The organism is Streptomyces sp. NBC_00557 (assembly GCF_036345995.1).
Classification (GTDB): domain Bacteria; phylum Actinomycetota; class Actinomycetes; order Streptomycetales; family Streptomycetaceae; genus Streptomyces.
The window spans coordinates 6746096-6770829 of record NZ_CP107796.1 but is presented as its reverse complement, the minus strand read 5'-3'; the positions used below and the strand labels follow the sequence as shown (position 1 = coordinate 6770829).

24 protein-coding genes are annotated in these 24734 nt (G+C 73.9%); 10 read left to right on the top strand and 14 right to left on the bottom strand.

Going from position 1 to position 24734, the window contains the following annotated elements; genetic code table 11:
* Window positions 1-31 precede the first annotated feature (31 nt).
* Both OG956_RS29825 and OG956_RS29820 read right to left on the bottom strand, forming a co-directional pair.
* Window positions 32-1513: a sensor histidine kinase gene (locus tag OG956_RS29825; RefSeq protein ID WP_330341103.1), complete on the bottom strand. Its 1482-nt coding sequence runs from the start codon at window positions 1511-1513 to the stop codon at window positions 32-34.
* Window positions 1510-2250: a response regulator transcription factor gene (locus tag OG956_RS29820; RefSeq protein ID WP_330341102.1), complete on the bottom strand. Its 741-nt coding sequence runs from the start codon at window positions 2248-2250 to the stop codon at window positions 1510-1512. The genes OG956_RS29825 and OG956_RS29820 overlap by 4 nt, the downstream gene beginning before the upstream one ends.
* Before the next feature lie 208 nt (window positions 2251-2458).
* On the opposite strand from OG956_RS29820, the gene OG956_RS29815 reads away from it, so the two are divergent.
* From OG956_RS29815 to OG956_RS29780, 8 genes are all read left to right on the top strand, one after another.
* Complete coding sequence (locus OG956_RS29815; protein WP_330341101.1) at window positions 2459-3811, top strand: ferredoxin reductase family protein; 1353 nt, start codon at window positions 2459-2461, stop codon at window positions 3809-3811.
* A 28-nt stretch (window positions 3812-3839) separates the two neighbouring features.
* The gene (locus tag OG956_RS29810) at window positions 3840-4331 is read left to right on the top strand and encodes an FMN-binding protein (RefSeq protein WP_330341100.1); all 492 of its coding nucleotides are present in this window, start codon (window positions 3840-3842) and stop codon (window positions 4329-4331) included.
* A 72-nt stretch (window positions 4332-4403) separates the two neighbouring features.
* Window positions 4404-5786, top strand: a complete 1383-nt coding sequence (locus OG956_RS29805) for a ferredoxin reductase family protein (protein WP_330341099.1) — start codon at window positions 4404-4406, stop codon at window positions 5784-5786.
* A gap of 17 nt (window positions 5787-5803) precedes the next feature.
* Window positions 5804-6580, top strand: coding sequence for an FMN-binding protein (locus tag OG956_RS29800; RefSeq protein WP_330341098.1), 777 nt, complete (start codon window positions 5804-5806; stop codon window positions 6578-6580).
* Window positions 6573-7376: an FAD:protein FMN transferase gene (locus tag OG956_RS29795; protein WP_330341097.1), complete on the top strand. Its 804-nt coding sequence runs from the start codon at window positions 6573-6575 to the stop codon at window positions 7374-7376. The genes OG956_RS29800 and OG956_RS29795 overlap by 8 nt, the downstream gene beginning before the upstream one ends.
* 82 nt (window positions 7377-7458) lie before the next feature.
* Window positions 7459-7635 carry a hypothetical protein gene (locus OG956_RS29790; RefSeq protein ID WP_330341096.1) on the top strand — a complete coding sequence of 59 codons (177 nt, stop codon included), beginning with the start codon at window positions 7459-7461 and terminating at the stop codon, window positions 7633-7635.
* 84 nt (window positions 7636-7719) lie between these two features.
* Complete coding sequence (locus OG956_RS29785; RefSeq protein WP_330341095.1) at window positions 7720-9534, top strand: ABC transporter ATP-binding protein; 1815 nt, start codon at window positions 7720-7722, stop codon at window positions 9532-9534.
* Window positions 9531-10379, top strand: a complete 849-nt coding sequence (locus tag OG956_RS29780) for a serine/threonine-protein kinase (protein ID WP_330341094.1) — start codon at window positions 9531-9533, stop codon at window positions 10377-10379. Before OG956_RS29785 ends, OG956_RS29780 begins: the two co-directional genes overlap by 4 nt.
* Window positions 10380-10395: 16 nt before the next feature.
* Here OG956_RS29780 and OG956_RS29775 read toward each other — a convergent pair whose 3' ends face one another.
* The 10 genes from OG956_RS29775 to OG956_RS29730 all read right to left on the bottom strand — a co-directional run bounded on the left by OG956_RS29775 (window position 10396) and on the right by OG956_RS29730 (window position 20815).
* Window positions 10396-11163: a zf-HC2 domain-containing protein gene (locus OG956_RS29775; protein WP_330341093.1), complete on the bottom strand. Its 768-nt coding sequence runs from the start codon at window positions 11161-11163 to the stop codon at window positions 10396-10398.
* Window positions 11153-11740 (bottom strand): RNA polymerase sigma factor, encoded by a 588-nt coding sequence (locus OG956_RS29770; protein WP_330341092.1) that lies wholly within the window; start codon window positions 11738-11740, stop codon window positions 11153-11155. The genes OG956_RS29775 and OG956_RS29770 overlap by 11 nt, the downstream gene beginning before the upstream one ends.
* Window positions 11741-11897: 157 nt before the next feature.
* Window positions 11898-12440 carry an arginine repressor gene (locus OG956_RS29765; protein WP_330341091.1) on the bottom strand — a complete coding sequence of 181 codons (543 nt, stop codon included), beginning with the start codon at window positions 12438-12440 and terminating at the stop codon, window positions 11898-11900.
* A 7-nt stretch (window positions 12441-12447) separates the two neighbouring features.
* Window positions 12448-13653: an acetylornithine transaminase gene (locus OG956_RS29760; protein WP_330341090.1), complete on the bottom strand. Its 1206-nt coding sequence runs from the start codon at window positions 13651-13653 to the stop codon at window positions 12448-12450.
* On the bottom strand, window positions 13650-14561 hold the full coding sequence (gene argB / locus OG956_RS29755; RefSeq protein ID WP_330341089.1) for an acetylglutamate kinase: 912 nt from the start codon (window positions 14559-14561) through the stop codon (window positions 13650-13652). Before argB ends, OG956_RS29760 begins: the two co-directional genes overlap by 4 nt.
* Entirely contained in the window at window positions 14558-15709 is a 1152-nt protein-coding gene (gene argJ / locus OG956_RS29750) for a bifunctional glutamate N-acetyltransferase/amino-acid acetyltransferase ArgJ (RefSeq protein ID WP_330341088.1), read from the bottom strand. Before argJ ends, argB begins: the two co-directional genes overlap by 4 nt.
* A gap of 139 nt (window positions 15710-15848) precedes the next feature.
* Entirely contained in the window at window positions 15849-16877 is a 1029-nt protein-coding gene (gene argC, locus OG956_RS29745) for an N-acetyl-gamma-glutamyl-phosphate reductase (protein ID WP_330341087.1), read from the bottom strand.
* 24 nt (window positions 16878-16901) lie between these two features.
* Window positions 16902-17297 (bottom strand): GtrA family protein, encoded by a 396-nt coding sequence (locus tag OG956_RS29740; protein ID WP_330341086.1) that lies wholly within the window; start codon window positions 17295-17297, stop codon window positions 16902-16904.
* Complete coding sequence (locus OG956_RS29735) at window positions 17297-18247, bottom strand: glycosyltransferase family 2 protein (RefSeq protein WP_330341085.1); 951 nt, start codon at window positions 18245-18247, stop codon at window positions 17297-17299. Before OG956_RS29735 ends, OG956_RS29740 begins: the two co-directional genes overlap by 1 nt.
* Before the next feature lie 24 nt (window positions 18248-18271).
* Window positions 18272-20815: a YfhO family protein gene (locus OG956_RS29730; protein ID WP_330341084.1), complete on the bottom strand. Its 2544-nt coding sequence runs from the start codon at window positions 20813-20815 to the stop codon at window positions 18272-18274.
* 314 nt (window positions 20816-21129) lie between these two features.
* On the opposite strand from OG956_RS29730, the gene OG956_RS29725 reads away from it, so the two are divergent.
* Window positions 21130-21582, top strand: a complete 453-nt coding sequence (locus tag OG956_RS29725) for a DUF6314 family protein (protein ID WP_330342984.1) — start codon at window positions 21130-21132, stop codon at window positions 21580-21582.
* A gap of 46 nt (window positions 21583-21628) precedes the next feature.
* Here OG956_RS29725 and OG956_RS29720 read toward each other — a convergent pair whose 3' ends face one another.
* Window positions 21629-22222: a histidine phosphatase family protein gene (locus OG956_RS29720; protein ID WP_330341083.1), complete on the bottom strand. Its 594-nt coding sequence runs from the start codon at window positions 22220-22222 to the stop codon at window positions 21629-21631.
* Window positions 22223-22295: 73 nt separating this feature from the next.
* Window positions 22296-23822, bottom strand: coding sequence for an aminotransferase-like domain-containing protein (locus OG956_RS29715; protein ID WP_330341082.1), 1527 nt, complete (start codon window positions 23820-23822; stop codon window positions 22296-22298).
* On the opposite strand from OG956_RS29715, the gene OG956_RS29710 reads away from it, so the two are divergent.
* Window positions 23821-24732 carry a DMT family transporter gene (locus OG956_RS29710; protein WP_330341081.1) on the top strand — a complete coding sequence of 304 codons (912 nt, stop codon included), beginning with the start codon at window positions 23821-23823 and terminating at the stop codon, window positions 24730-24732. The genes OG956_RS29715 and OG956_RS29710 overlap by 2 nt on opposite strands.
* Window positions 24733-24734 lie beyond the last annotated feature (2 nt).

Sequence of the window (24734 nt, the reverse complement as noted above, 5' to 3'; positions counted from 1 at the left end):
GCCGGTGCCCCGGGGGCGGATCCGGGCCGGCTCAGCGGGGCAGGCGTACCCGGAACGCCGTGGAGCCCGGCCGGCTCTCCAGCCCCACCGTCCCGCCGTGCGCCTCCGCCACCGCCGCCACGATCGACAGCCCCAGGCCCGCGCCCGCGCCGGAGGCGTTCGGGTGGCGGCGGTGTTCCGCCCGGGTGAAGCGTTCGAAGACGCCGGGCCGGACCTCTTCCGGGACGCCGGGGCCGTCGTCGTGGACGCGGAGGACGGCCGAACCGGCGTCTGCCTCCAGGGTGACCGTCACCTTCGTGCCCGCGGGGGTATGCGTACGCGCGTTGGCCAGCAGGTTGGCCACCACCTGGTGGAGGCGGTGGGCGTCGCCGGGGACCGTCACCGGGTCCTCGGGCAGGTCCAGGCTCCAGCGGTGGCCGGGGCCCGCGGCGCGGGCGTCGGTGACCGCGTCCAGGACCAGGCGGGTCAGGTCGACCGGCTCGCGTTCCAGCGGGCGGCCGGCGTCGAGGCGGGCGAGCAGGAGCAGGTCGTCGACCATCTCCCCCATGCGGGCGGACTCGGCGGTGATGCGCTGCAACGCCCGGGTCACCTCCGGCGGCACCGGGCCCGGGTGGAGGAGGGCCAGTTCGGCGTGGCCGCGGACCGAGGCGACCGGGGTGCGCAGCTCGTGGCTGGCGTCGGCGGCGAACCGGCGCAGCCGCTCCTCGCTCGCGTGACGCTTGGTCAGGGCGTCCTCGACATGGCCCAGCATGCGGTTGAAGGCGGCCGCCACCCGGCCGACCTCGGTGCCCGGGTCGGCGTCCGGAGCGCGCGGTGGCAGCGCCACCTCCCCGCTGGCCAGCGGCAGTTCGCTGACCCGGGTGGCGGTGGCGGCGACCCGGCTCAGGGGACGCAGCGACCAGCGGACCCAGAGCGCGCCGGCCACCCCCGTCACCACCAGGGCCGCGCCGAAGACGATCGCGGCGACCGCCTCCAGCCGGTGGACCGCGCTCTCGACCGGCTCCAGCGGCAGTCCCACCAGCAGCACGTCCCCGTCCCGGCCGGCGGAGGCGACGACGCGGTAGTGGTGCAGGGAGGACAGCTCGACGGTGTGCGGCCGGCCGTCGACCGGGACGCGGGCCAGCCGGGCCGCATCCTGCGCGGTCAGGTCGACGTTCAGGTCCGCGCCCAGGTCCCCGGAGCGGATGAGGCCCTTGTTGGTGACCGTGCCGTCGAGCAGGCGGGCGCCGAAGGTGCCGGTGGCCATGCGGCGGGTGTCGCCCTTCTCGTCCCCGTCGTGGTCGTCGGGGACCCTCCCGTTGTGTTCCAGGCTCTCCGGGAAGCGGGTGCCGACCTGGGCGAGCTGCTCGTCCAAGCGCTGGGTGAGGAAGCCGTCCAGCTCGACGACGGCCGCGAGGCCCACGGCGGCGCAGCTCACCGCCAGCAGCACCACGAGGCCGAAGGTGAGGCGGGCGCGCAGGGTGCGGGGCCGGGGCAGCCGGGCGAGGCGGGCGCGGACATGCGGACGGCTCACGTGGTCACCGGTTTCAGGACGTATCCCGCCCCGCGCACGGTGTGGATCATGGGTGCGCGGCCCGCGTCGACCTTCTTGCGCAGGTAGGAGATGTACAGCTCCACGACATGGGCCCGGCCGCCGAAGTCGTAGGACCACACCCGGTCGAGGATCTGCGCCTTGCTGAGCACCCGGCGCGGGTTGCGCATGAGGAAGCGGAGCAGTTCGAACTCGGTGGGCGAGAGTTCGATCAGCTCGCCGGCCCGGCTGACCTCGCGGGCCTCCTCGTCCATGACCAGGTCGCCGACCGTCAGCCGCGGGCCCTCCTCCTGCTGGCGGGCCATGCCGGCCCTGCGCAGCAGGCCGCGCAGCCGGGCGACGACCTCCTCCAGGCTGAACGGCTTGGTGACGTAGTCGTCGCCGCCGGCCGTGATGCCCGCGATCCGGTCCTCCACCGCGTCCCGGGCCGTGAGGAAGAGCACGCAGACGTCCGGCTTCACCTCGCGCAGCCGGCGCAGCACGGCGAAGCCGTCGGTGTCCGGGAGCATCACGTCCAGGACCACGGCGTCGGGCAGCAGCTCGCGCGCGCCGTCGAGGGCCGCGGCGCCGTCGCCGGCCGCGCGCACCTGCCAGCCCTCGTAGCGCAGGGCGCCGGTGAGCACCTCGGCGAGGTCGGGGTCGTCGTCGACGACGAGGACGCGCACGGGGGTGCCGTCGGGTCGGGTGAGGGCCGGGCGGCCGGAACGGGTCGTGTTCATCGCGCCTACCAGCATCACCCAGATGGCGGGGTGCGGCGTACCGCCCGCCCTCTGAGTTTTCTCTGAGCCGGTCCCCGGTCCGCTGAAGACCGGCTGAGAACCACCTCTGAGTCTGCTCTCACAGCACCTGGTCAGGGGGTCGTTCAGAGGTGGCTCAGAGCTTCGCCGCGCACAGTGGCCCGGTACGACGACGAAGGGACGGCGATCGATGACCACCGTGGATGCGGGGCGGGCGGCCCCGCCGGCGCCCGTGACCGCACGGCGCTCCCCCGCGGGGCCCGTGCTGGCCGTGCTGTGGGCCGGGGCGGCGGCCGTGGTCGCGCTGTGGTGGGCGGACACCGCCTCCGTGGTCGGCACGGCCGGCTGGCTGACCGGCGCCGGGCGGATCGCCGGGCTGCTGTGCGGGTACGCCTGCGCGGTGCTGGTCGGCCTGATGGCGCGGGTGCCGCTGCTGGAGCGGCGGACAGGCTCGGACCGGGTGGCGCGCTGGCACGCGATGGCCGGCCGGTACACGGTCTGCCTGCTGCTCGCGCACATCGCGCTGATCCTCGCCGGGTACGCCGCCCAGGACCGGGCCTCGCTGTGGCACGAGGCGGTGACGGTCGTCCTGGACTATCCGGACATGCTCAAGGCCACCGCCGGCACGGTGATCCTCCTCGCGGTCGGCGTCACCTCGGCGCGGGCGGTGCGCCGCCGCACCAGCCACGAGTTCTGGTACTACGTCCACCTGCTGACGTACGCGGCCGTGTTCCTGGCCTTCTTCCACCAGCTGACGCTCGGGAACGAGTTCAACGGCAAGCCCGTCGCGACCGCCGTCTGGTACGCGCTGTACCTGGGCGTCGCGGCCCTGGTGCTCTGGTACCGGATCCTCACCCCGGTCCGCCTCAACCGGCGCCACCAGCTGCGGGTGGACTCCGTCCACCAGGAGGCGCCCGGTGTGTACTCGGTCGTCGTGCGCGGGCGGCGCCTGGACGAGCTGGCGGCGCGGCCGGGGCAGTTCTTCCGCTGGCGGTTCCTCGGCCAGGGGCTGGGCTGGACGTCGACGCCGTACTCCCTGTCCGCGCCGCCGCGCCCGGACATGATGCGCATCACGGTCAAGGCGCTCGGCGACCACAGCGCGGCCGTCGCCCTGCTGCGGCCCGGCACCCGGGTGTGGGCGGAGGGCCCCTACGGCTCCCTGACCGCCGACCGGGCCACCAGCCACCACTGTCTGCTCATCGCGGCCGGCGTCGGCATCACCCCGCTGCGGGCGCTCTTCGAGACGCTGCCCGGCGAGGTCACCCTGCTGTACCGGGCGCGCGGCGTCGAGGACCTGGCGCTCGGCGGGGAACTGGAGGCGATCGCCCGCCGGCGCGGCGCCCAGGTGCTGTACGCGCTGAACGGTCCCCGGGGCGAGCGGCCCCGCATCACGGCGGAGTCGCTGCGCGCGGCCTTCCCCGGCATCGCCGGCCACGACGTCTACATCTGCGGGCCGCACGGCTTCGCCCGCGAGGTGTACGAGGCGCTGCGGGCCGCCGGGGTCCCGGACCGCCGTATCCACCACGAGTCGTTCGAACTGTGACAACCAGCGAAGCTGTGAGGCAGAACACGTGCATGCCCTGAAGAGGAACCGCCCCCTGCGCCGCATCGTGCTGGCCGGCGCCGCCACGGTCACCGGGATGGTGCTGCTGCTGTCGCTGAAGCCGCACACGGGCCCCACGCTCGCCACGGCCGACACCAAGTCCCCCACGGTGTCGGGCAGTTCGGCCCCGTCGAGCGGCTCGTCGGGGGGATCGAGCGGCTCTTCCCCGGGGTCGGCGACGGGCAGCAGGACCGCCACCGGCGACACCGTCCAGACCCGCTGGGGCCCGGTCCAGGTGCGGGTGACGATCACGGGCGGGAAGCTCACGGACGTGACCGCCGTGCGGTACCCGCAGGACAACCCGCGCGACCAGGAGATCAACAGCTACGCGCTGCCCCAGCTGCGGCGCGAGGCGCTGGCGGCGCAGAGCGCGGACATCGACATGGTGTCCGGCGCCACGTACACCAGCACCGGCTACAAGCAGTCCCTGCAGTCCGCGCTCGACTCCGCGGGGCTGTGAGCGGTCACGCTGAACACCGAGCGCATGCGGCACGTATCTGAGGGCCAAGGGTCAAGTCCCCACGGAGGAACCGTGACCACCACGCTCGCAGGCGGACGTGCCGCCCGCCGCCAGACGATGCGCCGCATCCGCCCGCGCCGCAGCCCGGCCGTACCGCTGCTGCTCGCCGTCTGGGCGGGCGCGGCGGCCGTGCTGTGGCTCTGGTGGCACAACACCCCGTCCATCGCCGACGACACCGGCAGGATCCTCAACGCGGGCCGGATCACCGGCCTGCTGGCCGGCTATCTGATGGCGCTGGTCGTGCTCCAGATGGCGCGCGTGCCCGCGCTGGAGCGGCGGGTCGGCTCGGACCGGGTGGCCCGCTGGCACGCGATGAGCGGCCGCTACACCCTCTCCCTGATCGTGGCGCACGTCTTCCTCACCATGTGGGGGTACGCGCGGCAGGCGGGCAAGTCGCTCGGCGACATCGTCCAGCAGACCATGGACTCCATCAACCAGCTGCCGGACCTGGGCAAGGCTGCCGTCGGCACCGGCCTGTTCGTGCTGATCGGGCTCACCTCCGTCGGCGCGGTCCGCCGCCGGATGCCGTACGACACCTGGTACCACGTGCACCTGATGACGTACGCGGCGGTGTTCCTGACGTTCTGGCACCAGATCACCACCGGCAACGACTTCGCGGTCGAGCCCGTGGCGAAGACCTTCTGGTACGGCCTGTACGGCGCGGTCACCGCGCTGGTGCTCTGGTACCGCATCCTCACCCCGATCCGGCTGAACCTGCGGCACCGGATGCGGGTGGAGGCCGTCATCGAGGAGACGCCGGGCATCGTGTCGGTGCTGATCGGCGGGCGCAGGCTGCACCGGATGGGCGCGGAGGCGGGCCAGTTCTTCCGCTGGCGGTTCCTGGCGCCCGGGATGCGGTTCAGCTCGCACCCGTACTCGCTGTCGGCGGCGCCCCGCCCGGACATGCTGCGGATCACGGTGAAGGCGATCGGCGACCACAGCGCGCGGCTGCGCGAGCTGACGCCCGGCACCCGGGTGTGGGCGGAGGGGCCGTACGGCGCGCTCACCGCGCAGCGCCGCAGCCGCGGCAAGGTGCTGCTGGTCGCGGGCGGGGTCGGCATCACCCCGATGCGGGCGCTGTTCGAGACGCTGCCCGGCGCGGCCGGTGACATCACCCTGCTCTACCGGGCCAACAGCACCCAGGACCTGGCCCTGTGGGACGAGCTGGCGAAGATCGCCGACGAGCGGGGCGCCCGGCTGATGTACGCGGTGAACAGCCCCGACGGCGAGCGGCCGGACATCTCCGCGGAGAACCTGAAGCGGAAGATCCCGGACATCGACCGCCACGACGTCTTCATGTGCGGCCCGCCCGGGTTCGCCCAGTCGGTGTACGAGGCACTGCGCGGCGCGGGGGTCCCCGCCCGCCGCATCCATCACGAGTCGTTCGAGATGTGAGCGGGAGCTACGGACAGATGAGGAAGAGCCACCCCATTCGGCGGGTCGTGCTGGCCACCGCCGCGACGGTGTCCGGTGTCGTGCTGCTGCTGTCGCTGAAGCCGGCGTCCGGTCCGGCCGCCGCTTCGGCGGCGGGCGCCGCGCCGCAGCAGACGGTCGCGGGGCAGCAGGCCCCGCAGGGCGGGTCGCAGGCGGCGGGCGCGGGTTCCGGCACGGTGACCGGTGACGCGACGCAGACGCAGTACGGGACCGTGCAGGTGCGGATCACCGTCGCCGGCGGGAAGATCACCAAGGCGGAGGCCGTCCAGGCGCCCAAGGGCGGGCTCAGCGACCAGAAGACCGCGATGGCCGTGCCCAAGCTGAACCAGGAGGCCGTCGCGGCGCAGAGCGCGCGGATCGACGCGGTGTCGGGGGCGACGTACACGAGCGACGGCTACAAGAAGTCGCTGCAGTCGGCGCTGGACAAGATGAAGCCGGCGGGTTCCGGTGCGTCGGGCGCCGGCTCCTCCGGTGCGGCGCAGGCCCGTACGGTCACCGGGAAGGTGGCGCAGACGCAGTACGGGCCGGTCCAGGTGCGGATCACCGTCGCCGGCGGGAAGATCACCAAGGCGGAGGCCGTCCAGGCGCCCAAGGGCGGACTCAGCGACCAGAAGACCGCGATGGCCGTGCCCAAGCTGAACCAGGAGGCCGTCGCGGCCGGCACCGCGCACATCGACGCCGTCTCCGGCGCCACCTACACCAGCACCGGCTACCGGCAGTCCCTCCAGTCGGCGCTGGACCAGGCCGGTGGCTGACACGGTGACCGAGCCGGCCGAAGCTCCCGCCGCGGTGCGTCACGCGGAGGAGGTCATGGGGACCGTCTTCTCCTTCGACGTCCGCGGCGGGGAACCCGGCGCCGTGCGGCAGGCGCTGGCCGAGGCCGTCGCCGGGCTGCACCGCGCGGACGCGGTCTTCAGCACCTACCGCGAGGACAGCGAGGTCTCGCGGCTCGTCCGCGGTGAGCTGACCGTGGCGGACTGCTCGCCCGAGGTGGCCGAGGTGCTGGTACTGGCCGACGAGGCGGAGCGGGTGAGCGAGGGCTGGTTCAGCCCCCGCTACCGCGGCTCGCTGGACCCCACCGGCATCGTCAAGGGCTGGGCCGCCGAGCGGGCGGCGCGGCTGCTGGCGGGGGTGGCCGGGGTGCGCGGGGTGAGCGTCAACGGGGGCGGGGACGTGCAGATGCTCGGTGCGCCGGAGCCGCAGCGGCCGTGGCGGGTGGGAGTGGCCGATCCGCTCCGGCCCGGGGGTCTGGCGGCGGTGATCTCGGCGGCGGGTCTGGCGGAGCTGTCGGTGGCGACCTCGGGCACGGCCGAGCGGGGCGCGCACATCGTGGATCCGCGTACGGGCAGGTCGGCGGTGTCGGACCTGGTCGCGGTGACGGTCGTGGGACCCCGGCTCACCTGGGCCGACTGCTGGGCCACGGCGGCGTTCGCGATGGGGTCGCGGGCAGGGCTGGCCTGGCTGGAGTCGCTGCCCGGCGTGGAGGCCCTGCTGATCACGGCCGGGGACGAGGTGCGCTGCACCGGGGGGCTGGCCGCGCGACTGGGCTGACCCGCATCTTTTTGCCGGTGAAGGCCATCCCGTTTCCGTCCTGGGACGTATCCCGTGTGCAACGAGTTCCAGGAGGAGCGCTATGGCCATCTTCAGCAGTCTGCTGCCCGCCAAGCGCCGTGACCGCGACCGCGACGACACCTCACGTCACTTCGGCACGCGGCACGGGCACCGCCACGGGCACCGGCACACCGGCGGTCACCGCCACGACCACTTCGACCGTCACAGCCACGGCGACCACGACCACCACGGATACTGATCGCCCACGAAGGCGGAGGGGACCGGAGACCGCCAGGCCCCGGTCCGCTCCGCCGATCGCCGCCGATCCCCGAGGGACCCTCCCATGGCGCATGTCCTGCGGCGTCTGCTGTCGGTCGCGGAGGCGTCCGACGGCGTCGTGGCGGCCGCGCCCCCGGTGCCGCCGCGCGCGGTGTTCCGGCGGTTCTGGCCCTATACGCGCGGCGGCCGGCGCTGGCTGGCGCCCGTCGTCGTCTTCAGCCTGCTCGGCCCGGCCGTGGACGCCGCCGAGCTGTGGCTGTTCAAGACCGTGGTGGACGCCGTCCTCGTCCCCCGCGACCTGCGGCCCTTCGTGTGGATCGCACCGGCCTATCTGGGCCTCATCCTCTTCTCCGGCGTCCTGCGCTTCGCCGACGACATGATCTCGACCTGGGTCGGCGAACGCTTCCTGCTGTCGCTGCGCTGCGACGTCTTCCGGCATGTCCAGGGACTGTCGCTCGGCTTCTTCGAGCGCCGGCGGCTCGGCGACGTGCTCTCCCGCATCACGGGTGATGTCGACGCGGTGGAGACCTTCCTGCTCTCGGGGGTCGCGGACGCCCTGTACTACGTGATCCGCCTCGCCCTCTTCCTCGGCCTGCTCTTCTACCTGCGCTGGGACCTGACCGTGCTGGCGCTGCTCATCGTGCCCCTGTTCTGGGGGGCCGCCCGGCACTTCTCCCGGCTGGTCAAGGCGGCGTCCAGGGAGCGCAGGCGGCGCAGCGGCTCCCTCAGCGCGATCGCCGAGGAGGTGCTGGGCAACGTGGCGCTGGTGCAGGCGTACAACCGGCAGGGCTGGGAGGAGCGCCGGTTCGAGCGGGAGGGCGTCGGCAGGTTCCGGGCGGTGATGGCCTCCGCGCGGATCCGGGCCGTCTACGCGCCGGTCGTCGAGATCATCGAGGTGACCGGGGGTCTCGCGGTGATGGGTCTCGGCACCTGGAAGCTGGCCCAGGGTCAGCTCACGCTGGGCGGGCTGCTGGTCTTCCTGGCCCTGATCGGCAAGCTGTACGGCCCGGTGCACGGCCTGTCCGGGCTCGGCACCACCTTCTACGCGGCCTCCGCCTCGGCCGAGCGGATCATCGAGCTGCTGGACCAGCGGCCGCAGGTCCGCGAGCGGGCCGACGCCCGGCGGACCGGGCGGGCGCGGGGCGCGCTGGAGTTCGACGGCGTCTGGTTCCGCTATCCCGGCGCCCCGTCCTGGGCGCTGTCGGCGGTGTCCTTCCGGGTGGCCCCGGGCGAGACGCTGGCGCTGGTCGGCGCCAGCGGGGCCGGCAAGTCGACCGTCGCCAAGCTGCAGTTGCGGTTCTACGACCCCGACCGGGGCGCGGTCCGGCTCGACGGGACCGATCTGCGGGAGCTGCGGCTGTCCGACGTCCGGGACAGCGTCGCCGTGGTGCTCCAGGAGACGCTCGTCTTCCACGGAACCGTGCGGGAGAACATCGCCTACGGCCGGCCGGGGGCGAGCGAGGCGGACATCGTCGCGGCGGCCCGCGCGGCGGACGCCCACGAGTTCATCGAGCGGCTCCCGGAGGGCTACGACACGCTCGTCGGCCAGCGCGGCCGCACGCTGTCCGGCGGGCAGTGCCAGCGCCTGGCGATCGCGCGGGCGATGATCAGGGACGCGCCGGTGCTGCTGCTGGACGAGCCGACCACCGGGCTCGACGTGCGCTCGGGCCGGCGGATCATGGAACCGCTGCGCCGGCTCATGGCCGGCCGGACGACCGTCGTGATCTCCCACAACCTGCCGACCGTCCGCGACGCCACCCGGATCGTGGTGCTCGGCCACGGCCGGGTCGTCGAGCACGGCGCCCCGGACGACCTGCTGCGCCGCCAGGGTGCGTACGCCCGGCTGCACCGGCTGAGCGCGGGCACGGTGCTGTCATGAGCGGCCCCGCACCCCCGGCCCTGGCACCGGGCGCGCACCCGGCTCCCGGGTACGCGATCCTGGCCCATCTGACCCGCACCGGCTGGCTCGACGTGTACGACGCGTGGAGCGAGGAGCGGGCCTGCCGGTGCGTGATCAAGGTCGTACGGCCGGATCTGCGCGGCGAGGAGGGGCTGGGCGCGCGGCTGCTGCGGGAGGGCCGGTGGCTGCGGGAGTTCAGCCATCCGCACCTGGTGCGGGGTTACGAGACCGTGGAGCGGCCCGAACCGCTCGTCGTCCTGGAGACGCTGACCGGTGAGACGCTGTCCCATCTGGTGCACCGCCTGCGGCGCCGGCCGGCCGCGGCCGATGTGGCGCTGCTCGGCGTGCAGTTGTGCTCCGCCGCCCACTATCTGCACGGCCGGGGCCTGCTGCATCTGGACCTCAAGCCGTCCAACGTGGTGGTGGAGCGCGGTCACGCCAAGGTGCTGGACCTGAGCGTCGCCCGGCCGCCGGGACGCGCGCCCGCCGGGGTGGGCACGTGCGGCTACCGGGCTCCGGAGCAGGCGCGCGGCGGACCGCTCACGGCGGCCGCCGACGTGTGGGGCATCGGCGTCACGCTGTTCGAGGTGGCGTGCGGCGAGCCGCCGTTCGGCCACGGGGAGACGGCGGACGACAGCGGCGGCACCACGGACGGCCGGTGCCCGGGGGCCGCGGAGACGGCTCCGCCCATCGCGTCCCGGCGGCGGCTGCCGCGCCCGCTCGCCGCCGCCGTGGACGCCTGTCTGCGGCCGGACCCGGCGGCGCGGCCCACGGTCGCCGAGCTGACCGCGGCCCTGGAGCCGGCGCTGCCGCCGGAGCCCTGAGCGGGGGCGGCCGCCGTCACGCCTCGGACTCCACCACCTGGCCCTTGTGCAGCTGGGCCGTGGCGAGGACGGTGCCGTCGGGAGCGGTCAGCCGGGCGCCGGTGAGCGTCGACAGGTCGCCCGGCGCGGCCACGCCCCACTGGCCGCGCCCACCGGTCAGCGGGAAGTCGCCGACCCGCACGGAGGTGCCGTCGGAGTGCTGCAGGAGACAGGTGACCTTTCCGGTGTACGAGCGGCGCGGCCCGGCGAGCGCGACGGACACGAACACCCAGCCGGGGCTTCCGGGGTGGGCGTAGACCTCGCCGGCGGACTGCCCGCCGTGCCCGGCCGACGTCATGTCGCCGACCATCATCGGCTCGGACACGACGGCGGGCGCGGTCGAGGCGATGACCGCCTCCACGGCGGTGCCGACCCCCCACCCGGCGAAGCCGACGGCGACGGTGACCGCGGCGACGACGGCAGCGAACCGCAGCCTGGCCCGGCGGGCCCGCCCGCGCAGGCCCCGGGCCGCGCGGGCCGCGGCGCCCTCCCGGCCCTCGTGCGCGGACGCCTGCCCGGCCAGCCTGCGCGCCGTCCGGGTCTCGAACCCGGCCGGCGGGTCGGCGTCCGGCAGCAGGCCGATCAGCCGGTCGCCGACCAGGGTGAGCCGGCGGACGTACTCCCGGCAGTCCGCGCACCGGTCCAGATGGGCGACCGCCTCCGCGCGCTCGCGGCCGGGCAGCACGCCCAGCGCCAGCTCGGCGCCCATCTCCCGGAGCTTCTCGCAGCCGGCGTCACTCGACATGGTCGCCTCGCTTCGGGGACGCGAGCGTGGTGCGCAGTTTCGCCATGGCCGACCTGATCCTGGTCTTGGCGGTCCCGAGCGGGATCTCCTCGGTCTCGGCGATCTGCTGGGCCGTCATGCCGTAGATGCCCGCCATCACCAGGGCCCGGGCCTGTTCCCGGGGCAGCCGGGAAACGGCGGCCCGCAGCTCGGCGGAGGCCTCGTCGGCCAGCGCCCACTGCTCGGGGGTCTCGGTGACGACGCCGATGACGGCGTCGACGTCCTCGGGGGCCATCGGCCGGCTCCGCCGGGCCCGGACGGCGTCGACGGCGAGGTTGTGCGCGATGGTCGTCAGCCAGGTGGCGACCGAGCCGCGGCGGGAGTCGTAGATCTGCGCATGACGCCACGCCCGCTCGAACGTCGACTGGGCGACGTCCTCGGCGAGTTGCTCGTCGCCGGTGACGGCCATGGCGACGCCGAAGACCCGGCGCTGGAACCTGCGGACGAAGACAGCCGCCAGTTCCGGGTCCCCGGTGGCCAGCCCGGCCAGCAGGGCCTCGTCCGGGAGACGGCCCTCGGGGAACCGCAGACCCGACACACTTCTGTATACGGACGACGGCCGCCAGGGGATTGCCCGCCCACCTGCCCGCCCGCCGCGGAAGATCACACGCTCATTCTCCGCCGACGGGCCGGGCGCCGCACTCGCGCCGGGCGCCCCCGGCCGCAGACCGGCGGAGGGAGTCCGACGACAGGACCTAGTGGCCGTTCTGCGCCAGGCGCAGCAGGTGGTCCGCGAGGGCCTGCCCGCCGCTCGGGTCCCGGCTGATCAGCAGCAGCGTGTCGTCGCCGGCGATGGTGCCGAGGATGTCGTGCAGCTCGGCCTGGTCGATGGCGGAGGCCAGGAACTGGGCGGCGCCCGGCGGGGTGCGCAGCACCACGAGGTTGGCGGAGGCCTCCGCGGAGATCAGCAGCTCCTGGGAGAGCCGCCGCATCCGCTCCTCCTTCGCCGACTCCCCCAGCGGCGCGCGGGGGGTGCGGAAGCCGCCCTCGCTCGGCACCGCGTAGATCAGCTCGCCGTCGGTGTTGCGGATCTTCACCGCGTTCAGCTCGTCGAGGTCCCGGGAGAGCGTCGCCTGGGTGACGCTCAGCCCGTCGTCGGCGAGCAGCTTCGCCAGCTGGCTCTGCGACCGCACCGGCTGCCGGTTGAGGATGTCCACGATCCGGCGGTGCCGCGCGGTACGGGTCTGCGGCACGGCCGGCCCGGCGGCCGCCTGCTCGTGATCCTGCGCCTGGCTCATCGTCGTCCTATTCTCCGGATCGTCCGTCCCCATCCACTGGGTTCGCTGCGTCGAGGATGCCGGGCAGCGCCCGCAGGAAGGCACCCACCTCGGCGTCCGTGATGTTCAGCGGCGGCATGAGCCGTACGACGTCGGGGGCGGGCGCGTTCACCAGGAACCCGGCCTCCTGGGCCGCCGCCTGCGCCTGCTGCGCGTGCGGCCCGGTGAGCACGATACCCAGGAGGAGGCCGGCGCCTCGCACATAATCGATCAACGGGTGGCCGAGGCCCTCGATTCCCTCGCGCAGCTTCTCGCTCTGCCGCTTGACGTTCTCCAGCAGTCCCTCGCCCTCGATGGTGTCGAGGACGGCGAGTCCGGCGGCGCAGGCGACCGGGTTGCCGCCGAAGGTCGTGCCGTGCTGGCCCGGCCGGAGCAGTTCGGCGGCCCGGCCGAAGGCCACGGTGGCGCCGAGCGGCAGACCGCCGCCGAGCTGTTTGGCGAGGGTGACGACATCGGGGAGCACACCCTCGTGGGCCTGGTACTCGAACCAGGTCCCGGTCCGGCCGATGCCGGTCTGCACCTCGTCCAGCACCAGCAGGGCGCCGGTGGCGGCGGTGATCGCGCGCGCGGCCTTGAGATAGCCGGCCGGCGGCACCACGACGCCGTTCTCGCCCTGGATCGGCTCGATGATCACCAGGGCCGTCTTCTCGGTGACCGCCGCCGCGAGCGCCTGGGCGTCGCCGTAGGGGACGTGGGTGACATCGGGGGGCAGCGGCCGGAAGGGGTCCTGCTTGGCGGGCTGGCCGGTGAGCGCGAGGGCGCCCATGGTGCGGCCGTGGAAGCCGCCGTCGGTGGCGACCATGTGGGTGCGCCCGGTGAGCCGGCCGATCTTGAAGGCGGCCTCGTTGGCCTCGGCTCCGGAGTTGCAGAAGAAGACCCTGCCCTCCCGTCCGAAGAGCGTCAGCAGCCGTTCGGCGAGGGCGACGGTGGGCTCGGCCATGAAGAAGTTGGAGATGTGGCCGAGCCGGCCGATCTGCTCGGTGACGGCCGCGACGACCGCCGGGTGGGCGTGGCCGAGCGCGTTGGCGGCGATGCCGCCGACGAGGTCGAGGTACTCCCGGCCCTCGGCGTCCCACACCTTCACGCCCTCGCCGCGCACGAGGGGCAGGCGCGGGGTGCCGTAGTTGTTCATGAGCGCGCCCTGCCAGCGGTGGGTCAGCTCCTGGTTGCTCATGACTCCCCCTGTTCGACCGGAATGTCGTCGGGCACGACCATCGTGCCGATGCCTTCGTCCGTGAAGATCTCCAGCAGGATCGAGTGCTGGACCCGGCCGTCGATGACGCGGGCGGTGTGCACCCCGTTGCGCACGGCGTGCAGACAGCCCTCCATCTTCGGCACCATGCCGGAGCTCAGCTCCGGCAGCAGCTTCTCCAGCTGGGAAGCCGTGAGGCGGCTGATCACCTCGTCGGAGTTCGGCCAGTCCTCGTAGAGGCCCTCGACGTCGGTGAGGACCATGAGGGTTTCGGCGCCCAGTGCCGCAGCGAGTGCCGCAGCCGCCGTATCAGCATTGACGTTGTAGACATGGTGGTCGTCCTGGGAGCGGGCGATCGACGAGACGACCGGGATGCGGCCGTCCGCCAGCAGGGCCTCGATGGCGCCGGTGTCGATCCCGGTGATCTCGCCGACCCGGCCGATGTCGACCAGTTCGCCGTCGATCTCGGGCTGGTGCTTGGTGGCGGTGATGGTGCGCGCGTCCTCGCCGGTCAGGCCGACCGCGAGCGGGCCGTGCTGGTTGAGCAGGCCGACCAGCTCGCGCTGCACCTGCCCGGCGAGCACCATCCGCACGACGTCCATGGCGTCCTCGGTGGTGACGCGCAGGCCCGCCTTGAACTCGCTGACGATGCCGTGCTTGTCGAGGGCGGCGCTGATCTGCGGGCCGCCGCCATGGACGACGACCGGCTTGAGGCCGGCGTGCCGCAGGAAGACCACGTCCTGGGCGAAGGCGGCCTTCAGCTCCTCGTTCACCATGGCGTTGCCGCCGAACTTGATGACGACGATCTTGCCGTGGTGCCGGGTCAGCCAGGGCAGCGCCTCGATGAGGATCTGGGCCTTCGGCAGGGCCGTGTGCTTGCGGGTGCTCATGAGGAGTAGGCGCTGTTCTCGTGGACGTAGTCGGCGGTGAGGTCGTTGGTCCAGATCGTCGCGGTCTCGGCGCCGGCGGCCAGGTCGGCGACGATGTGCACCTCGCGGTAGCGCATGTCGACCTTCTCGCGGTCCTCGCCGACCGAGCCGTTCTTGCACACCCAGACGCCGTTGATGGCGACGTTGAGACGGTCGGGCTCGAAGACGGCCTTCGTGGTGCCGATCGCGGAGAGCACCCGGCCCCAGTTGGGGTCCTCGCCGTGGATCGCGCACTTCAGGAGGTTGTTGCGGGCGATGGAGCGGCCCACCTCGACGGCGTCCTCCTCGCTCGCCGCGTTGATCACCTCGACCTTGATGTCCTTGCTGGCGCCCTCGGCGTCCCGGACGAGCTGCTGTCCGAGGTCGTCGCAGACCTGGCGTACGGCGTCGGCGAACTCGGCGTACTCCGGGGCGATCCCGGAGGCGCCGGAGGCCAGCAGCAGCACGGTGTCGTTGGTGGACATGCAGCCGTCGGAGTCGACGCGGTCGAAGGTGACCCGGGTGGCGGCGCGCAGGGCCCTGTCCAGGGTGGCGCTGTCGAGGTCGGCGTCGGTGGTGAGGACGACCAGCATGGTGGCGAGGCCGGGCGCGAGCATGCCGGCGCCCTTGGCCATGCCTCCGACGGTCCAGCCCTCCTTGGTGACGACCGAGGTCTTGTGGACGGTGTCGGTGGTCTTGATGGCGATGGCGGCCTTCTCGCCGCCGTGCTCGCTCAGGGCAGCGGCGGCCGTCTCCACGCCCTTGAGGACCTTGTCCATGGGCAGCAGGACACCGATGAGGCCGGTGGAGCACACGGCGACCTCGATGGCGCCCCGGCCGAGCACCTCGGCGGCCTTCTCGGCGGTGGCGTGGGTGTCCTGGAAGCCCTTGGGCCCGGTGCAGGCGTTGGCGCCGCCCGAGTTGAGGACCACGGCCGAGACCTGGCCGCTCCTGACGACCTGCTCCGACCACAGCACCGGCGCCGCCTTCACGCGGTTGGAGGTGAAGACGCCCGCGGCGGCACGGCGCGGCCCGTTGTTGACCACGAGGGCCAGGTCGGGGTTGCCGTTCTCCTTGATCCCGGCGGCGATGCCCGCCGCCGTGAATCCCTTGGCTGCCGTGACGCTCACTGCATCTCCTTGTTCGCCCCGCCGCGGTAGCGGCTGATGTCACTGCCGCCCGTGCAGCGCGCCGGTGCGGCTTTCATCGTCGTCTGCGGCCCGGTGGCTGCACGTGCTCCCCCAGCTACCGCTGGGCGGTGCCCCCAGCTCACGGTGCGACTCCGATCGTGGAAAGCCCGGTGGTCTGCGGGAGACCCAGGGCGATGTTCATGCTCTGGACGGCACCGCCCGCGGTGCCCTTGGTGAGGTTGTCGATGGCGCTGATGGCGATGATGCGGCCCACGGACTCGTCGTACGCGACCTGCACCTGAACGGCGTTGGAACCGTGGACGGACGCCGTCGCGGGCCACTGGCCCTCGGGGAGCAGGTGGACGAAGGGCTCGTCGGCGTAGGCCTTCTCGTAGGCGGCGCGGACGGAGTCCGCCGTCACCCCCGCGACGGCGGACGCGCTGCACGTGGCGAGGATCCCGCGGGGCATCGGCGCGAGGGTCGGCGTGAAGGAGACCGAGACCCGCTCCCCCGCCACCCCGCTGAGGTTCTGGATCATCTCGGGGGTGTGCCGGTGGGCGCCGCCGACGCCGTACGGCGACATGGATCCCATGACCTCGCTGCCGAGCAGATGCGGCTTGGGCGCCTTGCCCGCGCCGGAGGTGCCGGACGCGGCGACGATCACCGCCTCCGGCTCGGCGAGCGAGGCGGCGTAGGCCGGGAACAGGGCGAGGGTGACCGCGGTCGGGTAGCAACCGGGCACCGCGATGCGCTTGGACCCCTCCAGCGCGGCGCGGGCGCCCGGAAGTTCGGGGAGGCCGTAGGGCCAGGTGCCGGCGTGCTCGGAGCCGTAGAACCGCTCCCAGTCGGCCGGGTCCCGCAGCCGGAAGTCGGCGCCCATGTCGATCACGAGGACGTCCGGGCCGAGCTGCTCGGCGACGGCGGCGGACTGCCCGTGCGGGAGCGCGAGGAAGACCACGTCGTGCCCGGCGAGCGCCTCGGCCGTGGTCTCGGTGAGCACCCGGTCGGCCAGCGGCAGCAGGTGTGGCTGGAGCGCGCCGAGCCGCTGGCCGGCGTTGGAGTTCGCGGTCAGGGCACCGATCTCGACCTCGGGGTGCGCGAGGAGCAGGCGCAGGACCTCGCCGCCCGCGTATCCGCTCGCTCCGGCCACCGCCGCACGTACCGTCATGCCGTCCTCCTCTGGATGGCATGACTATACGTTTCGCTGCACTTTTATGCAACGGTCCGGGCCGGGCAGCATGATGCGGCGGGAGAGCAGGAAGGTCACCGGGATGGCGGCCGCCGAGGCGAGGAGCGGGGCGAAGCGGCTCCCCGCGTGCAGGACGTCCACGATCACGTACACCCCGGCCGTGGTGATGACGAAATTGGTGAGGTTGGTCAGCGGGAACAGCAGGAATTTCCGCCAGGTGGGCCGCGTCCGGTAGGTGAAACGCGCGTTCAGGAAGAAGGAACCGACCATGCTCAGCAGAAATGCCAGGGCGTGCGCGGCCAGATACGGGAGGAAAGCGAGGAACAGCAGATAGAGACCGTAATAAGTGGCGGTGTTGACGCCGCCGACGACGGCGAAGACGGCTATCTGTCTCGACATCAGGGAATGAGGTCTTTCGTCCGTTCGACGTTGGTCGCCTTCACCAGGAAGTGCGGGCGGCGCTTCACCTCGTAGTAGATGCGGCCGGTGTACTCCCCGATCACGCCCAGCATGACCATCTGGACGCCCGCGAGAGCGGTCACGGCGGTGATGATGGTGACATAGCCGGGCGTCTGGACGCCGTGGATCAGGGCGGCGCCGACGATCCAGGCCGTGTAGAGGCCCGCGCAGCACAGCAGCACCATGCCGAGCCAGAGGGCGGCGCGCAGCGGGCGGTTGTTGAAGGACAGCAGCCCGTCGATGCCGTAGTTGAGCAGGCCGCGCAGGTTCCAGGAGCTGCGGCCGGCCTCGCGGGCGGCGTTCTCGTACGTGAAGGCGGTGCTCGGGAAGCCGACCCAGGCGAACAGGCCCTTGGAGAAGCGGTTGTACTCGGTCAGGGCCAGCGCGGCGTCCACCACGCGGCGCGACAGCAGCCGGAAGTCGCCCGCGCCGTCGACGAGTTCGACGTCGACCAGGCGGTTGACGAGCCGGTAGTACAGGCGCGCGGTCAGGGTCCGGGCCAGGCCGTCGCCGGTGCGGGTGCGCCGGGCGACGACCTGGTCGTGGCCCTCCTCGCGCAGCTGGACCATCCGCCGGATCAGTTCGGGCGGGTGCTGGAGGTCGGCGTCCATGACGACCACCGCGTCGCCGGAGGCGTGCCTGAGGCCGGCGAGCAGGGCGGCCTCCTTGCCGAAGTTGCGGCTGAAGGAGACGTAGCGCACCCGTGCGTCGCGCTCCGCGAGGCGCTTGAGGACGGCGAGCGTACGGTCGCGGCTGCCGTCGTCCACGTAGACGAACTCCATGTCGTGGCCGAGCGGCAGCAGGTCCTCGGCGACGGCCTGGATCCTGTCGTGGAAGCGTTCCAGGACGGCTTCCTCGTTGTAGCAGGGCGCGACGATCGATATCAGCATGGCGGGTTCCCCCCAGGGGCGCGGTCAGGGTGCGGCGGTCACGCGCGCGCGTGGCGATGTGCCGGCGGGCGGCGCGGGGACGCGCCGGCGGCGGACGGCGGTGAGGGCGGTGAGCACGGCGAGGGCCGTGAGCGACACGAGTGAGACGGTCGTGCCCAGCCGCAGGCCGGGCGGGTGGAAGGTGCAGGTCAGGCTGGTCGAGCGGCCGTCGAGCGGGACGGCGATCAGCCCGTGGTAGGCCCCGGCGGGCCGGGCCGCGCGGTCGCCGGTGGCGCACCGCCAGCCGGCGATCCTGGGGGCGGCGACGACCGCGATGCCCTTGCTGCCGGCGGGCAGCCGGGCCCGGAGAGTGCCGTCGGAAACGCTCACCCAGGTGGCGCCGGTGGCCTTCAGACGCGCGGCGGCCGCCCCCAGCCGGGCGGTGTCCAGGCAGCCGACGGCGCCGGGCGGGATGCGGCCGGGCCGGTCCGGCGTCAGCTCGATCCGCACGCGTCCGGAGGCCGGTGCGGTGCCGAGCGGCGCCATGGCGGCCCGGTTGCGCCCGTACGTGAACCGGAACGGGACGCCGGTGCCGCTTGCGGCGAGCCGCGCGGTGCCGGAGAAGTGCGGCGCCCACAGCTCGACCTGGGTCCCGGCCGGGCAGCGGGCGGTGATCACGGGCCCGGTCAGGGCGCTTCCGGAGCCCACGTACCGGCTCTTCACGGGCTTCCCGACGTCGTCGTACACGGCGATGCGGGGCACGGCGTAGACCCGGCTGCCGAGCAGCAGTTCCTGGTTGCGGTACGGCGACGGTCCGAACGGGGCGTCGTCGGGCGCGGTCCGCACGGTCACCAGGGGCGGCACGTCGCGCCGGGTGACGGTGATCCGGTCGCTTCCCAAGGCCGGGGTTCCCTGGTGCGGGTCCGGCGGGTCGTGCAGCCGGGCGCCGACGGAGAAGAGGACGTCGGTGACGGCGTTGTCCAGGCTCTGCACGCTGCGGCCGCGCGAGGTCCAGCCGCCGCCGAGCGCGGTGAGGGTCCGGCTGAGGACGTCGGAGGTGAGGCTGCTGTAGTACTGGGCGCCCTGGCCGCCGACCAGCAGCGGGTCGTTGCCGACGGTCTGTTCGCGGCCGGGGTCGGTGCGGTAGCGGGGCCAGCCGTCGTTCTCGGCGATCACCGCGGCCTGCCGCTGCTGCCGCTCGCCCCAGGGCGCGTAGTCGTCCAGGTGCTTCAGGCGCAGCCCGGCGGCGACGGCGGAGGTCGCGGCGCTCTCGCCGACCTGCGCCCCGAGGAGCAGGACGACGGCGGCTCCGGCGAGCCGGGTGCGGGGCCCGGCGCGACCCAGCAGGACGAGCCCGGTCAGGGTGCCGGCGACGGCGAGCAGCAGCACCGGCCAGGTGTGCGGCCGTACCAGCGCGCTGCGGCTCGCGACGGCGGTGAGTACGGCGAGCAGCGCGGTCGCGGCGCCGAGCGCGCGCCCGTCGGGCGGGCCGTACGCCAGGGCGTGCCAGGCGGCGATCACCAGCAGCCCGCACAGGACGAAGGCCTGCCGGTAGGAGCTGCCCTGCGGGGTGGCGAAGGCGTGCCAGGCCAGGCTGGTGGGCGCCCACTGCAGGGACAGGGCGACCAGGAGCACCAGCGCGGTCCAGCCCGCGCGGACCGGGGCGGGCACCGCGCGGTGGAAGGGCAGGGCGAGGGCGATCACCAGGGCGGTGACGCCGACGTAGAGGGCCGGGGAGCCGAAGCCGTACGTCGCCGGCAGCAGCCGGGCGAGCAGGTCCTCGCCCGGCACGGGGGTGAACGGCCGTACGCGGCCGGGGTAGGCGTGCCGGGTGCCGAAGTAGACCACCGCGACGAGCGGGGCGGCCAGGCCCGCGCCGAGGGCGGCGGTGAGGGTGGCGCGGCCGGCCGCCGCGAGCGCCTGCCGGCGGGGCGGGCGGGTGAGCAGCAGGCGCAGGGCGAGGACGAGCGCGGCGCCGAGGGTGGCCATGTAGGCGGTGTAGAAGTCGGCGGTCCAGGCGAGGGCGACGACCAGGACGCCGAGGAGCGGGCGGCGCCCCGCGAGCGCCCACTCGCCGACCAGGCACAGCAGCGGCAGGGCGATCAGGCCGTCGAGCCACATCGGGTTGTAGCCGGCGTCGGCCAGGGTCCAGCCGCACAGCGCGTACGAGGCGCCGAGCAGGCCCGCCGCCCACCAGCGGCCGGGCCGCAGGGCGAGCAGCAGGCAGGCCATGGCGGCCGCGGCGCAGCCGGTCTTCAGGGCGGTGACGGCGTAGACGGCGAGGTCGATCCGGTCCCTGGGGAAGACGGCGACGAGCAGCGCGAAGGGGCTGCCGAGATAGGTGCCGAGGTCGGGCAGGAAGCTGGATCCGTATCCGGACTGCCAGTTGACGAGCAGGCCGCCGTCGGCGCGGCCGTGCAGCAGGTCCCACAGATGCGCGTGGAAGGGCACGTACTGGTTGCCGAGGTCGTTGACGCTGCGGGTGCGGGGTCCGAAGGGGTAGCTGCGGGCGAGTACGTCCCCGGCGCAGAACGCGGTGACGGCGACGGCCGCGCCGAGCAGCGCGGCGGCGCGCCCCGGACGGGACATCGGTTTCCCACCCAGTCTCATTGTCCGATGTCCCCCCACGCATACGTGCCCGTTATTTCGCCGACGTAGACGGCCCGGATTTCGGGTTGGTTGTGCGCTCACCGAAAAGTGAAGCGCCGTCCTCCGAATACGGAAAACACCGGATGAATTTGATGACGTCCCGGGAAATCTCTGATTTACGGGAGGTGTTTTTACGGTGAACCGGCCTTGCGGACCGCGGGCGGCTCGGGTGAGGCGGCGGCTGGTGGCGCCGCTAAGCTCGGTGAGGCCCGATGGGCGCCCGGAGGCCGCGACGCACGACGGAGGGCATGGTGATGGACGGCGGGTTCTGGCCGGTGGCCGATGTGCTGGCGCATCTCGCCGGCCGCTGGCGTGTCGAGCGGGAGGTGCGGGATCTGGCGAGCGGGGACGAGGGCCGTTTCGAAGGGGCGGTCGACTTCACCGCGCTGCCCGGCGGAGCCCTGCTGCACGAGGAGTCCGGCGCCTTCACCTGGCAGGGCGTGACCCGGCCGGCCACCCGTGCGCTGCGGTTCCTGCCCGGGGCCGCGCCGGGCACGGCCGACGTCCGGTTCGCCGACGGGCGGCCCTTCCACGAGCTGGACCTCCGCACCGGGCACTGGGTGGCCGAGCACCCGTGCGCGGCCGACCTCTACCGGGGCGAGTTCACCGTCCGGGACGCCGGCCACTGGCGCACGGTGTGGCGGGTCGGCGGCCCCGCGAAGGATCTCCTCCTCACCACCGACTACGTGCGCGAGGAGGGGTCCTAGGTGTGCTGTCCGGGGACGTTGGTGACACGCGTGCTGACGACAGGGCCTAGGTGTGCGACAGCTGGGCCGGGACCCCGTCGAGGCGCAGGTTCCAGCGGCCACCGCGACCGGTGACGGTCGTCGTGGACAGCGGGCGCACGTCGATGTTCCAGTAGGTCGACGGCGGCGCCTTCAGGGCGTAGACCAGGGCCGCGCGGATCACGGCGGGCTCGGCGACGGCGACGATCCGGCCGCCGTCGTCCGCCGGGCGGGTGTCGAGCCAGCCTCCGACCCGCGAGATGAACGCCAGCAGGGACTCGCCGCCGTGCGGGGTGGCGCGCGGGTCGGCGAGCCAGGCGTCCACCGCGTCCGGCTCGCGCGCCATCGCCTCGCCCAGGGTCAGGCCGCTCCAGCGGCCCATGTCGCAGTCCCGCAGGGCCAGCTGGACCAGGGGGGCGTACCCCAGCGCGTCACCGGTGGCCCGGCTGCGCGGCGTGGGCGAGCAGTACCGCAGCTCGGCCGCCGCCAGCGGCAGCAGGTCCGCGGCGGCGCGCTGCACCTCGTCCCAGCCGGCCTGGTCCAGCGGCCGGTCGTCCTGGAAGCGCTCCGCCAGCAGCGGGGCGCTGCGCGCGGCGGCGACGAACGTCACCCTCAGTGGCATGCGGTGATGGTGTGCCGATTGTGTGTCCTGGTCAAGGGGTGCTGACTGTGAGCTACGGGGGGTAAGCGGCTGCTCACTCGACTGACCGGGCAACGGCGTCGTCCATGACGGGTGGCACGCCACGGGGCGCGCCCCCGGAGGCCGGCTGCGGCACGGTCGCCGTGCCCCGGAACACCTCGTCGCAGGCCGCGCGGAGCCGTCGCACCCCCTCGCCGATCTCCCCGGCCCCGGCGACCGCGGCGAAGCTCAGCCGCAGGTGGGCCGCGGGGGGTTCGGCGCTGAAGTAGGGGCGGCCGGGGGTGAGCGCCACGCCCGCGCGGAGGGCGGCGGCGGTGAGGGCGGTCTCGTCGGTTCCCTCGGGCAGGCGCAGCCAGAGGTGGTAGCCGCCGGAGGGGACGTGCGGCAGGGCGAGTTCGGGCAGGCGTCCGGCGAGCGCGGCCGTCATCGCGTCCCGGCGGGCCTTCAACTCCTGTGCCAGCGCCCGCAGATGGCGGGGCCAGGCCGGGGAGCCGACCAGTTCCAGGGCCGCCTCCTGCAGCGGGCGGGGCACGAAGAAGCTGTCCACGACCTGGATGGCGCGCAGGCGCTCCAGCACCGGGCCGCGCGCGGCCAGCGCGCTCACCCGGAAGCTGGGCGAGGTCGCCTTGGTCAGCGAGCCGACGTGCACCACCACGCCGTCGGGGTCGTCGGCCGCGAGCGGGCGGGGCAGCGGGCCGGCGTCGGCGTGCACCAGGCGCCGTACGAAGTCGTCCTCGACGATGAAGGCGCCGGCCTCGCGGGCGATGCGCAGCACCTCGGCGCGCCGGTCCGGGGCGAGCACGGCGCCGGTCGGGTTCTGGAACAGGGGCTGGCAGACGAACACCCGGGCGCCGCTGGCCCGGAAGGCGTCGGCGAGCAGGCCGGGGCGCACGCCGTCGGGGTCGACCGGTACCGGGACGGGCCGCAGGCCGGCCGCGCGGGCGATGGCCAGCATGCCGGGGTAGGTGGGCGACTCGACGAGCACCGGGGCGCCGGGCGGGGCGAGTGCGCGCAGGGCGGTGGCCAGCGCGGACTGGCCGCCGGCCGCGATCAGCACCTCGGCCGCCGTGACGCCCCCGCCGATGTCGCGCGCGAACCACTCCCGCAGCTCCGGCAGCCCCTCCAGCGGCGGTCTCCCCCAGGCGCCGGGCCGCCGCCCGGCCCGGGCCAGGGCCGCGGCCATGGCCCGCTCCGGCTGGAGGGAGGGATGCAGATAGCCGCCGTTGAACTCCAGCACGCCGGGCGGCGGCGCGGCCAGGGAGACGGTGACCCCGGAGGCGTCGACCGTGCGCGGTACGAGGTCGGTGGCGCCGTCGGCGCTCAGCGCGACCTCCTGCCACGAGGTGTCCCCGACGGGCGTCTCGAGCGTGCGCGGCCGGGCCCGGAAGGCGCCGGCTCCGGGCCGGGTGACCACCAGCCCCTCCGCGGCCAGCTGGGCGAGCGCGCGCGAGACGGTCACCGGGCTGACCCGGAACCGCTCGACCAGCTCCCGGCTCGACGGGAGCTTTCCACCGGGAGAGTAGCGGTCGAGGTCCCGTCGGAGCTGTTCTGCCAGTTCGTTGACACTGCTACGCTGGTCCATGAGAACACAGAGTAGCGCTACTGCCGCCGAGCCGATAGCAGTCACCGCTCCCCGCGAGCGCCGGGGCCTCGGCACCGGCCTCGCCGCCCTCGGTGTCGCCTCCTTCTCCCTGACCTTCCCGGCCACCGCCTGGGGCCTCGAGGGCTTCGGCCCCTGGTCGCTGGTGGCCGTGCGCAGCGTCCTCGCGGCGCTCGTCGCGGGCGGCTGCCTCGTGGTCCTGCGGGTACCGCTGCCGGAGCGGCGGCATCTGCCGGGTCTCGCCGTCGTCGCGTCCGGCGTGGTGTTCGGCTTCCCGATGCTGACCACGCTCGCCCTGCGGACCTCCACCACCGCGCACGCCGCGGTCGTGGTGGGGCTGCTGCCGCTGACCACCGCCGTGTTCTCCGCCCTGCGCACCGGCAGCCGCCCCTCGCGCCGCTTCTGGCTGGCGGCGCTGGCGGGAGCCGGGGCCGTCGTCGCGTTCACCGTCGGACAGAGCGGCGGCGCGCTCACCCTCGCCGACGGCTATCTGTTCGCGGCACTGCTGGTGTGCGCGGCCGGCTACACGGAGGGCGGCCGGCTGGCCCGGGTCATGCCGGGCTGGCAGGTGATCGGCTGGGCGCTGGTGCTGTGCCTGCCGCTCAGCGTGCCGGCCGCCGCGGTGGCCCTGGCGTGCGAGCCGGTGCACCTCACCGGGCACGGCGTCGCCGGCCTGCTGTGGGTGGCTCTCGGCTCCCAGTTCCTCGGCCTGGTCGTGTGGTACCGGGGCATGGCGGACATCGGCGTCCCCCGGGCCAGCCAGTTGCAGTTGGCTCAGCCGCTGCTCACACTGGTGTGGTCGGCGCTGCTGCTGGGCGAGCACTTCACGGCGGCCGCTCCCGTGACCGCCGTCGCCGTGCTCGTCTGCATCGCCGTCACCCAACGGTCGTGATC